The 13,493-nt window shown below is 38.7% G+C and carries 12 protein-coding genes; 5 read left to right on the top strand and 7 right to left on the bottom strand.

Going from position 1 to position 13,493, the window contains the following annotated elements; all coding sequences use genetic code 11:
• Nucleotides 1-267: 267 nt before the first annotated feature.
• The 5 genes from H9655_RS21780 to H9655_RS21760 all read right to left on the bottom strand — a co-directional run bounded on the left by H9655_RS21780 (nt 268) and on the right by H9655_RS21760 (nt 6,696).
• On the bottom strand, nt 268-711 hold the full coding sequence (locus tag H9655_RS21780; protein WP_191817329.1) for an SMI1/KNR4 family protein: 444 nt from the start codon (nt 709-711) through the stop codon (nt 268-270).
• Nucleotides 708-2,390 carry a T7SS effector LXG polymorphic toxin gene (locus H9655_RS21775; protein WP_191817328.1) on the bottom strand — a complete coding sequence of 561 codons (1,683 nt, stop codon included), beginning with the start codon at nt 2,388-2,390 and terminating at the stop codon, nt 708-710. Before H9655_RS21775 ends, H9655_RS21780 begins: the two co-directional genes overlap by 4 nt.
• Nucleotides 2,391-2,682: 292 nt before the next feature.
• The gene (locus H9655_RS21770) at nt 2,683-4,773 is read right to left on the bottom strand and encodes an SA1320 family protein (protein WP_191817327.1); all 2,091 of its coding nucleotides are present in this window, start codon (nt 4,771-4,773) and stop codon (nt 2,683-2,685) included.
• 14 nt (nt 4,774-4,787) lie between these two features.
• Nucleotides 4,788-5,732: a DUF1672 family protein gene (locus H9655_RS21765; RefSeq protein ID WP_191817326.1), complete on the bottom strand. Its 945-nt coding sequence runs from the start codon at nt 5,730-5,732 to the stop codon at nt 4,788-4,790.
• A gap of 133 nt (nt 5,733-5,865) precedes the next feature.
• Nucleotides 5,866-6,696, bottom strand: a complete 831-nt coding sequence (locus H9655_RS21760) for a DUF1672 family protein (protein ID WP_225230809.1) — start codon at nt 6,694-6,696, stop codon at nt 5,866-5,868.
• 163 nt (nt 6,697-6,859) lie between these two features.
• Here H9655_RS21760 and H9655_RS21755 point away from each other — a divergent pair, with 163 nt between their 5' ends.
• Nucleotides 6,860-7,519 carry a uracil-DNA glycosylase family protein gene (locus H9655_RS21755; protein WP_191817324.1) on the top strand — a complete coding sequence of 220 codons (660 nt, stop codon included), beginning with the start codon at nt 6,860-6,862 and terminating at the stop codon, nt 7,517-7,519.
• A gap of 30 nt (nt 7,520-7,549) precedes the next feature.
• Here H9655_RS21755 and H9655_RS21750 read toward each other — a convergent pair whose 3' ends face one another.
• Nucleotides 7,550-8,410 carry a DUF1672 family protein gene (locus H9655_RS21750; protein WP_225230808.1) on the bottom strand — a complete coding sequence of 287 codons (861 nt, stop codon included), beginning with the start codon at nt 8,408-8,410 and terminating at the stop codon, nt 7,550-7,552.
• Between the two features lie 184 nt (nt 8,411-8,594).
• Between H9655_RS21750 and H9655_RS21745 the strand changes: the two genes are divergently transcribed.
• Together H9655_RS21745 and H9655_RS21740 are read left to right on the top strand one after the other, a co-directional pair.
• Nucleotides 8,595-9,116, top strand: coding sequence for a lysozyme inhibitor LprI family protein (locus H9655_RS21745; RefSeq protein WP_191817322.1), 522 nt, complete (start codon nt 8,595-8,597; stop codon nt 9,114-9,116).
• Between the two features lie 103 nt (nt 9,117-9,219).
• Nucleotides 9,220-10,098 (top strand): radical SAM/SPASM domain-containing protein, encoded by an 879-nt coding sequence (locus tag H9655_RS21740; protein ID WP_191817321.1) that lies wholly within the window; start codon nt 9,220-9,222, stop codon nt 10,096-10,098.
• Nucleotides 10,099-10,130: 32 nt separating this feature from the next.
• On the opposite strand, the gene rluF is transcribed toward H9655_RS21740, so the two are convergent.
• Entirely contained in the window at nt 10,131-10,838 is a 708-nt protein-coding gene (gene rluF / locus H9655_RS21735) for a 23S rRNA pseudouridine(2604) synthase RluF (protein ID WP_191817320.1), read from the bottom strand.
• A gap of 180 nt (nt 10,839-11,018) precedes the next feature.
• Between rluF and H9655_RS21730 the strand changes: the two genes are divergently transcribed.
• Nucleotides 11,019-11,249: a YczI family protein gene (locus H9655_RS21730; RefSeq protein WP_225230807.1), complete on the top strand. Its 231-nt coding sequence runs from the start codon at nt 11,019-11,021 to the stop codon at nt 11,247-11,249.
• A 113-nt stretch (nt 11,250-11,362) separates the two neighbouring features.
• Nucleotides 11,363-12,808 carry a DEAD/DEAH box helicase gene (locus H9655_RS21725; RefSeq protein ID WP_191817318.1) on the top strand — a complete coding sequence of 482 codons (1,446 nt, stop codon included), beginning with the start codon at nt 11,363-11,365 and terminating at the stop codon, nt 12,806-12,808.
• Nucleotides 12,809-13,493 lie beyond the last annotated feature (685 nt).

Raw genomic sequence — 13,493 nt, 5'->3', positions numbered from 1 at the left:
TGATGCAACACTACCCGCATCATTAAGGATAGGAGCATGTCCGTTTTTTACAGATGCACTTCGGACCTCATTTTCAGTTTCTATCATTTTACGTAATACTCCATGATGGACAACCATCGTGAGCTATGAATTTGATACAAATCATTTGTTATGTTGTCCAAAGGGTTAATTTCTCTCAAAAAAGCACTTTTTGCCTACTAGGCAATAAAGTGCTTACAATTAATTTCATTTTATTGGTCTATCTTATTACAATGAATATCCCGGATGTTAAAAATGTATATTTAATTCTTCACGGATTGCTTTTTCTAAGTATTCCTCAAAACTCTCTGCTATAATTACTTTCCCACCGAAATTAAAGTCAAATGTAATAATTTCTGTATTCGGAGAATTAAAGCCTACTGGATTGCCTGCACCGTCTATACCAATAGCAGTAAAATTCTCATACCCTTGAGGGAGTGCTTTTCTAAAATGTAGAGATTTCTCTACAAATGATGGTGTCGCAACAAACTCTGCCTCTTTCAATCCCAAAATAATAGCCTCACCGACTGCTCCAGAACCATATCTCAAAAGAAATTCTTTAAAGTCCTCTGGCAATTTTACTTTTAGTTCTTCTTCTGCTTTATTTACTTCCTCAATATTAAGAGGTCCTCCAAAGGCTTCTGGGCACATTTCGAACTCATCATCGATAGCATTTAATATTTCTATCTTCACTCAATAATCCCCCTTTTAATCATTTCATTAGCATATCTTGCCTTCCAATATTCTTTACGCCACTTATTAAACTCTATCCTAGCTTCCCCACTGCCAACTCCACCTGAATTTCCAAATGGATGTTGTCTTTTATTACCCAAATCATGGTATCTACTAGGCATCTCAATTATTGGTCCCTCAACTTTTTGTTCATGGTGATGTAGTACAATTGTATCATTTGCTCCATCCTTTGGTGAGTAACCTTTTTTAAATGAGTATACCAATTGTTTATCAGACATATGCGATAATGAACGCTGTGCTTTTACTTCAAACCCTCTAAAATGTGCTTTGAACTTATGAGTTTGCTCATAGCCTTCCAGCGCTTGGGAAATATCTTTAGGTGATACTTTATAAATATCTTTTGTTGAAGTTAATTTACCCGTACCCTTACCACCTGCATCCCTAACCGAACTACTCGCTCTCACCAAGGTATCATTAACATTAGACGTCATGCCACCACTTGTTCTAATAACACCACCAGAACTCCCAGCCAATGCAAACTGAGGTTGCAGCGGTATACGAACATCCCCAAACTTCCTCATCAACTCAGCAGCCGTATTCCTCAAAGCATGAAACCCTTGTGTCACCTTACTAAAGATCCCATCAACCACCGTTTTAACCTTCTGTGGATTAAGGACATTCTTAACCTTACTGAAAAGTTTACTTCCCCATTTCACCACCTTGATGCCACCTTTAACAAGTGGTCCACCAAAGATCGCGGCGACGAGGGCAGCTCTTTCTAGGTTGCCAATTTCTCTACCGGTGATGAAGTCGGTTCCTGTGGCAGCTTCGATACCGGCTTTGAGATTGGAGAGAACTGGTACGAAGTCTAAACCAGTCGAAATCCAGCCTAAGGTTGATTGATTCTTTTCGATATCCTTTATCGGCTGACCACCAAAGGCAAAGTTCATGGATGAAAATGGTGCATAGGTTGGCATCATGCCGAGTGCCATTGGTCCATAGGTTTGTGATAATGACATGCCGCCAATGACTGGGTTGTTTAATAGGTGAGCGAGCTGATTAGGCTGATAGGATGATAGACTAAGTGTCCCATTTTGGAATAATGTTTGGATTTCACTGATGGTGCTTTTGAGCCTTGATAGGTCTTGGGCAGTTGCTTCTAGTTTATTTGTTTGTTGTTGGTCGAAGTGATGTAGTCTCTCAATCGTTTGTGTCATTTGACTAGTGGCCGATTGGGCATGTTGATGTACCCGATGATCATCCAGCCTCGGCAAGGAGACGATATCATCGACTGATTGGATGGTGCGGTTGCCTTCGTCCGTTAAGTCGCTTGTGATGTTTTTTGTTCTTCTGATGCCTTGAGTTAGGTCTTGTTGTATGAAGCTTTGTCGTATCATCGCTCGGCTGGATGAATCTAGTGAACGTAGTGATTGGGTGAGTTCCTTTAATGTTGCTTCATATTGTTCTACCATTTGTTTCATTGAATGGAGAAAGGGGAGATGGACGTCTTTGTAAAACGCGCGGATGGAATTTCCGCCTTCCCCGCGGAGCTCGCTTTCTAAGCTACTAATAGAAAGGATGCTCATTTCTAGCGTTTCGAGCTGGTTGCTTAAGTGCTTCAATCCATTTTGCGTGTTATTTATGCCCGACTGTAACTCATCAGCGTCTAATACTTTCATTATATGTCACCTCGTAGGTCTCGTACAAATATGGCTATTTGTTAAAATTGGAAATATATATGTAAATTGTAGGGGTAATAGGTAAATAGTTCAATATGAGGATGGTAATAGTGTATTTTTACTATAAATGTTTCTTTAATAATTTTAAAATTCTATGACGGAAAGAGGAAAGAAATGAGTAAAGGGTTAGAACCAATCAAATTTTTACATTATCTATGACATCTAATTGATCACGGGCTAGATACTCAAAAATGAAGTAACCCCCAAAAAAACAAGGGGGCATACGCTAACCTTAAGTCCCACGCTCCACCTGCTCATACAATACCTCCATATTCACCTTCAGCTTCCGCGATATCTCACATAAAGCATTAATAGCATCCGCTTTGTTGTCACCTAATTGATAAACGACATCGTCAAATAGCATTTGCATCTCTTTTAGGATGGCGGTGGATGCTTGGTTATAGAGGTGGACATTAAAATAGCCATTGTTGTTAAAGATGGCGCTTTCTACGTAAGGTCTAAAGTGATTGAGTAGTGTAGGGTATTCGCTAATTAACCGTTCTAGTCCTTTACGGATGCCTTCGACGGTAGAAGCTAGTTCGTCTAGTGGCTGGAGTGTGTTTGAGACGGTGTTTCTGATTTTATCATCATAGTCTGTGAATAGACTGATGAGCTTTCCAGGTAATGTGTGGCTTAATGCTATATTTGTTGCTCCTTTGATACTGGCTGATAAGATTTCAAGTGTGCTCTCGATGGCGAAAGTCACGACTTTCCCTGTTTCTAAAAGTGGGAAAAGCAGTGCCTGTGTCGATACTGTAAATGCAGTGTAGGCAGTGTCTAGTTGAATGTCTTTTATTTTCATTTTCCATTCCATGTAAGGGGAGTCTTCAAGTGTGTAAGTATTCGTTCCCTGGACTGAAACGGAGTGAGAATGAGTTGATTTATTTTTAATCGATTGCCCTAGAGACTGATCCTGCATTTGAAAGTTCGTGGCAACATCTTGTACTTGTTTTTGGAATTCAGTGATATGAGAAAGAAGCTTATCTCTATTACCATTCACAATGCCATAATGGGCATTTAATTCACCTACTACTGCATCATACCAAGCTTCCTTGCCTCCTCTAAACAATTCAGGAATTTTGTCTGAGATGATTTGCATTATGTTTCTTGAGATATTTTGAATATCTGCCTTGAGTTCGTATAGCTGATTACGAAGCTGTGCAAATATACTTTCTACACTGATGTCTGTTTGAAAAATATGTTCAAGAAGTTCTGCTGGTGGAGAATTTAAGATATAGTTCAAAGATTTGCTATTGTTTTCTGCAATATCTAATACGGAAATTAGATGATCGATTTCTGCTGTTAATCGGTTGCTAATATTCGTGATACCAATAAATAGGGGTTCACTAATAATATTATCAAACAAATTCTCAAACGTATTTTGCAGTTGGTTAAGTCGTTCATAATACCGATTGCCTTCGTGTTCCACAATTGCAACCGAATGGCCAAGGTATTCACGGGAAAGATTCAATCTTTCCATTATATGATTCTGTAGAGATGTAGCCAGTATATCTAGGTTTTCTTTGTTAATTTCAATACGTTCAGATTGACCGCCATAAAGGGGGATACCCGTCCAGATGCTAGAAACGATATGAGCATCTGCATCGATATAAATCTTACCGTATCCTGGTTTGCCAACTTCCCCAATCACATAGTACTGGGAACCATCTTCATTACGTAAATAGCCTGTGTGGTTTGTAGCAAGCATGGAAAATCCGGGAATTCCATTAAAGATTTCATACTGTTTACCTGGAATTCTGTCATGCAGATTTAATGCGATCAAAGTCTGTGTCAATACATCGTAGCTACTGAAGTAGTTAGTGATATGATCATAAGTTTGATTAGGATCAACCATCCCATCAGGAAGGAGAGCAGGGTTTAAAGTAACTGCATTAACCTCTGGATTCTCGATAGCCACAGCGCCTACCAACCCACCACCAAGGGAATTTCCTGCGATTGATTGGACACCGCCGACTTGTTTATACTCCCGGTTCATCTCATCATAGTAGTCCCTTGCCGCAGCAAGCTGGGCAGGAGTCAGATCACTTAAAAGCTGCACATCTGTTATGATATCTTGCTTGCCGTATTTTCCACTCGCATCTGTACCGACATAGATGATGGATATTTCATTCGTCTCCATATTTAATACTGTCATGGCATCGAGCCCGGTTGGATCTTGGTAAAGTGTATTAATCACTCTGTAAGAATTGTTATTTACTTCTAATCGCGATTCCACTAAAGGGTAGGTATAGGCATGATAACCTGCCAACTCTACTAAATCTTTGTCATTATTTATTTGGGGTGAATTTTCAATGGTAGTCATAGATTCACCTTCTTTTAATCTTTAATAATATAATCAGGAAAAGCTCGCTTTAGAGAATTATCTTTGGCACCTTCACCAGATTCTTCATGAATAAAATGGTCATTTAAATAAAAGCTATAAGTTCCTTTAGGAATATTGTTCATTTCCTCGAGGTCAGTTGTCACTTGAGTGAAAATCTCTTCACTTGGTTCCGCTTGTTTTTCTTTCATAAATAACTGGATATTAATCTGGAAATTTTCCTTATCAAATAAGCTTTCCTCATAAGCATTTCTTAAAGTTTCAATATTTGAATCAGGGTTTTGTAAATAAAGATCGTATACTGGTTTGATAGCAGCATCATTCGCGTCAGTGGAAATAAAATAATAAGGAGTCATAAATCCATGACCGCCCATTTTTTGGAGAGCTTCTTCATTCTTACCCGTAATTTGTTCTTCTTTCGCAAGAGTTGTAAAATAATCATCCAATTGCCCGAATTCTTGATTGAAAATCATGTGATATAGTCCGCCTTGGATCGCATTTTGCACTTGGTACTCATCTGCCCAAATTTGCTTTGTCATAACTTGCTTTTCACTTTCATTTACCGGAACAACAGCATATGTATAAAAGTGAGGTTCACCTGCCGATTCAACAAAGACGGTAGCTCCATCCTTTGCTCCGACCACATTATGCACGACTACCTCAGTTTTATATTTTTCTTGAAAAAATGTGATTGTGGCTTCTACGATTTGTTCCCGATTTTCCTCTGCAATCTCACCAGTTTTTTTCCCGTATGGAAGCGCATATCCTTCCCCGTTGTAGTCTAGAATACTGACCAGTCCATTATCTGATGGGGAAGCTCCTGTTTCTTTTACCTTTTCATTATCGTTACCATTCTTATCTGTATCATTCATATCTGAGCAGCCTCCAAGCATCATTGTAATCCCAATACTACAGAGCAATATTTTAGTTAGTTTCCTCATAGTTTGTTTATCCTCCCTAAAGGGCTTCGCCATCTTCCATTATTGTAGCGGATAAAGTTAGATATTTACAGTTATAAAGGTGAAAAATTACCCTTTTTATGCAAAAATAGGAGAATAGTCAGATATATTAAGGTTATTCTTTTATAATATGCCCCACCATATCTATCGAATGCTCACCCATACCACTAGCACTTTGTTTATCTATAAAATGATCATTAAGGACAAAACTATAAGAGCCTTTGGGGATTTCATCCATTCCTTCGAGTTCCTGTGTAAGTTCATCAAACAATGCTGTGTTCGGCTTTTCTTTTTCTTCCGCCATAAATAATTGAATGTTGATGAACAGGTTCGTTGCGTCAAATAGCTCATCTTCAAAAGTAGCCCTAAGATGTTTTACACTTTCTTCAGGGTTTTGCATATAAAGCTCGTATACCGGCTCTAAAGCTGTTTCTTTATTAGTTATAGAGATAAAGTAATAGGGAGTTTGGAAGCCATGGCCCCCAACATTTTGGAGAGACTCTAGCGTTTTACCTGTTACATCATCTGCAACTAGCGACTCAAAGTGTTTATCAAGCTTCTTGAATTCATCGCTAAAAATCATGTGGTATAGTCCACCCTTAATTGCGTTTTTTACTTGAAAGTTATCGGCTGAGATTTGGTCCGTCATCACTTTCTTTTCTTTTTCATCAACTGGAACAAACGCATTTGTATAAAAATGCGGTTCACCGACAGATTCAACAAAGATAGTGGCACCATTCAAAGCGCCAACTACATTGTGCACAACGATTTCAGTTTGATAGTTTTCTTGAAAAAACTTAATAGTTTTAGCTTCAATTTCCTCTCGGTATTCTTCCGCAATCTGATCAGTTTCTTTGCCATAAGGCAGTGCATAGCCCTCTCCATTGTACTCTAGAACGCTTATCAAGAATTCATCTGAAGTGGGGGTCTGTTCTGTATTATTCATTTCGGCACATCCAGACAATAATACGCTTATACCCATACTGTAGAGCAAAATTCCCGTTAGTCTAGTCATAATTTATACAGCCTTTCTCAACGATTTTATATTTGCAGGGAAACCATCCATTTTCATAGAATATAAGTCCTATAACCTTTGAAGGAGTGGGTGTATGGATAAAATTCTAAATTTGCATACTGACTTTTATACTAACCTCAACCATAATCCTGTCGTGAAAGAAATTCTTAAGAGAGAAAAGATTACGGTTTTGGATGGGTTTAATAAGAACCTCGAACTTGTACAAAGATATTATCGAACGGTATATAGATCTAATGCGAGTAGAATAGTCCTATGCGGTATTAATCCCGGAAGAAATGGCGCTGGTAAGACAGGTATTCCCTTTCTTGATTTTAGGTCTATCTCTCAGTTGCTTTCTGACATAGAGGGTGATGATAGAGAACAGAGTGCGCAATTCATTTTCTCCATTATTAATGAAGTAGGAAGAGAATCATTCTATGAAAATGTATATATGACAAATATCTCTTGGTTTGGTTTTACAAGAGACGGTAAAAATTTGAATTATTATGATTTGCCGTCATCGCTAGCAACGACTTTTACAGACACATTTATTGCAGAAATGGATATGGTTCAACCCAAAATAATCATTCCCTTAAGTAAAGAAGTTGAGCGATCCTTAAAGCAGATGAGAAAGAGCGGAAGATTACACTATCCAATAGCTGAACGTTTACCACATCCTTATTATTGTTCGATTGGTAAAAATGCGATGAAGTATAAACAAATCTATATAAATACAATTAAAGATATTAGTTAAATGAAGGCGGTGTTTTCCTTTCATAAGAATTTATTCCTTCACAATATAATCTGGAAAACTCCGCTTTAAGGAATTTTCTTTCGCTCCTTCACCACTTTTTTTATCGATGTAATGATCATTGAGAGAAAAGCTATAGGTGCCACTTGGTATCGAGTCCATTTCTTCTAACACTTTAGTAACCTCATGAAAAATAGCTTCACTTGGATTTTCCTCTTTATCAGCCATGAATAATTGAATATTAATTTTAAAGTTTTCTGAATCAAATAAGTCTGTTTTATAGGCGTTTCGTAAAGCCACTACACTCTCGTTAGAGTCGTTCAAATATAGGTCATAGACGGGTTGAATAGCCTCTTCTTTACTTGTTAAGGTAATAAAATAATAAGGCGTCATAAAGCCATGTCCACCAACATTTTTAAGCGCTGCTTCTGTTTTACCAATCACTTCTCCTTCTGCAACCAATGACTCAAAGTAATTATCAAGCTTCTTGAACTCTTCGCTAAAAATCATATGATACAACCCGCCCTTAATAGCGTTTTCTACTTGAAAGGCATCGGCTGAAATTTGCTCGGTCATTACTTTCTTTTCTTTTTCATCAATTGGTACAACGGCGTATGTATAAAAATGAGGTTCACCCACCGATTCCACAAAGACCGTGGCGGCATCTAATGCTCCGACTACATTGTGCACTACGACTTCGGTTTGGTAGTTTTCTTGAAAAAGTGTGACTGTGGCCTCTTCAATTTGCTCTCGATGATCTTCGGCAATCTGATCGGTTTCTTTTCCGTAGGGTAAGGCATAGCCTTCACCGTTGTATTCCGCCACACTTACTAAGGCGTCATCAGAAGCATTTGTCTCACTCGTGTCAGTTGGATTAGAACATCCACCCAACATGATGATTATTCCCAGACAACAAAGAGAAATCTTAGAGATAGGAACCATTTTTGTTACTCCCTCCAAAAAGATCTTCCTTTTATTGTAACGAAGGAAGTTAGAGATTTACAGATTGATAGGTGAAAAATTACCCTTTTTATGAAAAAATAGGAGATGTGGAATAGAGGAACGAGGGGGAGATTGTATGAAGAATAAAGGGATTTTTATTACCACTGTATGGCTTTTATTATTGCTTATGATTTCGGCTTGTGGAAATACTGGTAATGAGACTAATAAACAGTTAGATCCGGAACAATCAAAACAAGTCCCTACCCAAAGCGAAAAGGAACAGCCTCTAATCACTCATAATGAGAATTCTTTAAAAGAGACGTATATAAAAGAGTTCAATCGTACGCAAAAAGAGTTGGAAGAAGTAAAACCAGCGGATGCATCCACTTATGCAATGAAAAAAGTAGAGGGTGATCGATATGATGCTTGGGATGCGTTGTTGAATGAAGTTTATCAGGTGTTAGAGGAGGAACTTTCAACAAAAGAGATGGCTCATTTAAGAGAAGAACAACGAAATTGGCTCAATGAAAGAGATGATACGGCAAAAAATGCGTCATTAAAGTTTGAAGGTGGAACACAGGAACAGCTAGAATATGTATCGGTGCTAGCCAATCTTACTGAAGAAAGGTGTTACGAGCTAATCAATACCTATTTGTAGTAGTGGGCCAAAAAACTCCCTATACCCATCCCCCGATATATCTGCTTTAATTAGTATAGTAGTGCAAATTGTTTGAAGTTGTTAAAGAATCGAGGAAGAGAAGTTGAAAAAGTTCAAGAAGTTTTATTTAGAGATTACGAGTGTTTGTAATTTGGCTTGTAGTTTTTGTCCGCCGACAGAACGGGCGAAGCAGTTTATTTCATTGGAAGATTTTACGAAACGGTTGGATCAGATTAAGCCGCATACGGATTATATTTATTTGCATGTGAAGGGTGAGCCGCTGCTGCATCCGAAAATTGGGCAGTTGCTTGATATCAGTCATGAAAAAGGCTTTAAGGTGAATATTACGACCAATGGAACGCTCATTAATAAGAAGAGAGAGAAGCTATTAAATAAGCCGGCTCTAAGGCAGATGAATTTCTCACTTCATAGTTTTGATGGTCATATTGGTTCGGAAGATAAAGAAGGCTATGTGAAGAGCATCCTTTCGTTTATTAAGGAAGCGACGAGTCAATCGGAGCTGATTGTGTCACTACGGTTATGGAATTTGACGCAGGATAATGCGACGAATTTGGAGAAAAAACGAAATAGAGAAGTGCTGGAAATCATTGAAAAAGAATTTAACTTAGATTACCGCATTGAAGAGAAAGTCGTGCCTGGTAGCGGCGTGAAAATTGCTGATCGCATTTATATTAATCAAGATTATGAATTTCAGTGGCCCGCTCTTCATGAAGAAGAGGATGATGGCAAAGGCTTTTGCTACGGCATGCGTAATCAAGCAGGCATCTTAGCGAATGGAACCGTGATTCCGTGTTGTTTAGATGGTGAGGGTATCATCAATCTCGGTAATATTAATGAAAATTCATTTTCGGACATTATTGAGATGGATCGTGCGAAGAATCTCGTTGATGGCTTTTCACGAAGAGAGGCTGTAGAGGAATTATGTAGGAAATGTGGGTATCGTAAGCGGTTTGGGAAATAAAAAGGGAATCTAGGTCAGCCTAGATTCCTTTTTTACCATTCCTTCGGCTCATAATTCAATTCTCTAAACAATTGATTCTTCTCTTTCTTAGACAAATCGCGCCATTGTCCAGGTGGAAGGGAGCCTAAGTTGATATTCATGATGCGAATTCTTTGTAAACGTAATACGTCGTAGCCGAATTCAGCACACATGCGACGAATTTGGCGGTTAAGCCCTTGTGTTAAAGTGATGCGAAAATCGAATTTTGATAAAGGGTCGATTTTACAAGGTAGGGTAGTGGTTCCTAAGATTTTCACACCTTCTGACATCTGCTTCACGAATTCAGGCGTGATCGGTTTATCGACGGAAACGATATATTCTTTTTCGTGCTGGTTTTCTGCACGCAAGATTTCGTTGACGATATCACCGTCATTTGTCATGAGAATTAGGCCTTCTGAATCTTTATCAAGACGACCGATATTGAAGATTCGTAAGGGATGATTCACGAGGTCAACAATATTCCCTTTCACACCTTTTTCAGTCGTGCTCGTAATGCCCACAGGTTTATTGAGCGCAATATAAACATTATTCCTGGCTACACGGATTTGGTTGCCGTCCACGCGAACGTCATCGCCGGGCTCGACTTGAGTGCCAATCTTGGCACGTTTCCCATTAATAGTGACTCTTCCGTCAGCAATTAATTTATCCGCTCCTCTTCTAGAAGCCTTTCCTGATTCACTAATATATTTATTAAGGCGCATATTGCCACATCCTTTTTAAATGGTTCGTTAAGTACTAACTATACTTATTTTAAGGAATAATCACAAACGTTTCCTCTATTTTTTCATTATTTTCTAATACGCTAACACTAGATTAAGAATGACACAAAACAATGGATAGTTAATTCAATGAATTTTATTTAGAAAGGTTTGATTATTTTGTTGAGAATCTTACGTTATGTCTTTTCGGTCATCTGGCTAGTAATGGCGAGTTATGGCGTAATGACAAAAGATTTTAGGTTTAGCGATATCATGATTTTATTTTTAGGTCTTACTATGTTGGTTTTAGGGTTAGAAGCATTTAAAAAAGAACAGAGAGGAATAGGTGTGTTTCTCATTGTTGTATTTTTATTTTCGTTTTATGTATCTATTGAATGGTTCTTAATTAATTAGAGATTTCCTTACATAACGTGAGGTTTGAACTGGACCGTTGTCACTTTCGTAAGTGGATAAGGTATAATAGAGGTTTATGAAAGAGAATAATAAGAAAAAAATGAGGTTTTTACATGACCAATACGAGTTTTACAGATTATCCATTAAGCGGTGAGATTGTGCGTGCTTTGGATAGTTTAGATTATCATAAACCGACTGAAGTACAGGCAAAGGTTATTCCATTGATTCTAGAAAAGATTGATCTTGTTGTTAAATCACAAACAGGAAGCGGAAAAACAGCGTCTTATGGGATTCCGATTTGTGAGTTAGTTGATTGGCAAGAGAATAAGCCACAAGCGATTGTACTGACACCAACGCGGGAACTGGCCGTACAGGTGAAAGAAGACATCATCAATATCGGGCGTTTTAAAAGGGTTAAAGCGTCTGCGATTGTTGGAAAACAACCGTTTCATATCCAAAAGAATGAACTAAAGCAGAAAATGCATGTCGTTGTCGGGACACCGGGACGTGTGCTCGATCATATTGAAAAGGGCACGCTTGTGTTGGATGAAGTGAAATATTTAGTTATCGATGAAGCGGATGAGATGCTTAATATGGGCTTTATTGAACAGGTGGAAGCGATTATTGAAGAGATGCCCAAACAGCGGAATACGTATCTTTTCTCGGCAACATTACCAGACCGGGTAAAAACGTTGTCACTTAACTACATGAAAACACCGGTTGATATTGAAATTAAAGCAAGCGAACAGGCGACGAACCATATTGCACATAGCCTTTATACCGTATCGGAAAACGAAAAGTTGTCCTTGTTAGAGGATGTGACAACCATTGAGAATCCGGACAGTGCAATTATTTTCTGCCGCACGAAGGAGCGTGTTGATACACTGTGTGACGAGTTGACGGATAAAGGCTATGATTGCGATATGATCCACGGTGGCATGGAGCAATACGATCGTTTAGAAGTAATGGAAGACTTCCGAAGAGGAGAATTTCGTTACTTGGTAGCAACGGATGTCGCAGCCAGAGGGATTGATATTGACCAGATCACTCATGTCATCAATTATGATCTTCCGTTAGAGAAGGAAAGCTATGTGCACCGGGCAGGAAGAACAGGGCGAGCAGGACATCATGGTAAAGCAATTACTTTTGTGACACCGCATGAAGATAAGTTCCTTAAAGAAATCGAATCATACATTGGCTTCCGAATCCCTGCTTCTGAAGCGCCTGCGAAAGCAGCAGTGTCGGCGGCAAGACCAGCATTTTTGGAAAAACTGAACAGCGAGCCACCAGTAAAAGAAGCGAAAAGTGAAAAATTAAATGAACAGATTATGAAGCTTTATTTCAATGGCGGCAAGAAAAAGAAACTAAGAGCAGTTGATTTTGTTGGTACAATTGCCAAAATAGACGGCGTCACAGCCGACGATATCGGGATCATTACTATCCAAGATACTGCCACTTATGTGGAAATATTAAATGATAAAGGTCCACTTGTTTTGGAAACGATGAAGCATACAACGGTTAAAGGCAAACAATTGAAGGTCCATGTGGCAAGGAAATAATAATAGAGAGGTGAGGAATCATAAGGGTTCTTCACCTTTTTATGTTAATGATTGATATTTGACGAAGTTGACGGGGTGAACGAAAGGGCTAGCAGTGTAATTTTGAGTTATGCGTAGAACTTTAGGGAAAAGAAAGTTCAATTGCCTACATAAGTGAGTGAAAATGAGGTAGATGTGTGGGCAAAGGGGAAAAGCCCCCACAAGTGAGTGTGAAATGAGGTAGATGTGTGGGCAAAGGGGAAATGCTCCCACAAGTGAGTGTGAAATGAGGTGGATGTGTGAGCAAAGAGGAAATACCCCCACAAGAGAGTATGAAATGAGGTGGATGTGTGAGCAAAGGGGAAATACCCCCACAAGAGAGTAAGAAATGAGGTAGATGTGTGAGTAAAGAGGAAAAGCCCCCACAAGAGAGTATGAAATGAGGTGGATGTGTGAGCAAAGAGGAAATACCCCCACAAGAGAGTGTGAAATGAGGTGGATGTGTGAGCAAAGAGGAAATACCCCCACAAGTGAACGAGAAATGAGGTAGATGTGTGAGCAAAGAGGAAATGCTCAGTCAAGTCCTTAATATTGTGTAAAATTCTAAACCACTGTTTTCAACTATTAATTAGTGATATGATTTATCCCCTTACATTTTTTGAGGGAATCTTCCATGGTTCTATTCCTTCATAGCCAGGGTGGGATG

The organism is Cytobacillus stercorigallinarum, assembly GCF_014836495.1.
GTDB lineage: Bacteria > Bacillota > Bacilli > Bacillales > Cytobacillaceae > Cytobacillus > Cytobacillus stercorigallinarum.
The sequence above is the reverse complement of the archived record's forward strand: the minus strand, read 5'-3'. Positions and strand labels throughout refer to the sequence as shown.

What these genes read in the sequence shown, in the direction of transcription:
- H9655_RS21750 (WP_225230808.1), bottom strand. Translation starts at nt 8,410, where the DNA reads ATGTTGGGTGGATGTTCTAATCCAACTGACACGAGTGAGACAAATGCT.
- H9655_RS21775 (WP_191817328.1), bottom strand. Translation starts at nt 2,390, where the DNA reads ATGAAAGTATTAGACGCTGATGAGTTACAGTCGGGCATAAATAACACG.
- H9655_RS21755 (WP_191817324.1), top strand. Translation starts at nt 6,860, where the DNA reads ATGGATAAAATTCTAAATTTGCATACTGACTTTTATACTAACCTCAAC.
- H9655_RS21760 (WP_225230809.1), bottom strand. Translation starts at nt 6,696, where the DNA reads ATGAATAATACAGAACAGACCCCCACTTCAGATGAATTCTTGATAAGC.
- H9655_RS21725 (WP_191817318.1), top strand. Translation starts at nt 11,363, where the DNA reads ATGACCAATACGAGTTTTACAGATTATCCATTAAGCGGTGAGATTGTG.
- rluF (WP_191817320.1), bottom strand. Translation starts at nt 10,838, where the DNA reads ATGCGCCTTAATAAATATATTAGTGAATCAGGAAAGGCTTCTAGAAGA.
- H9655_RS21745 (WP_191817322.1), top strand. Translation starts at nt 8,595, where the DNA reads ATGAAGAATAAAGGGATTTTTATTACCACTGTATGGCTTTTATTATTG.
- H9655_RS21765 (WP_191817326.1), bottom strand. Translation starts at nt 5,732, where the DNA reads ATGAGGAAACTAACTAAAATATTGCTCTGTAGTATTGGGATTACAATG.
- H9655_RS21770 (WP_191817327.1), bottom strand. Translation starts at nt 4,773, where the DNA reads ATGACTACCATTGAAAATTCACCCCAAATAAATAATGACAAAGATTTA.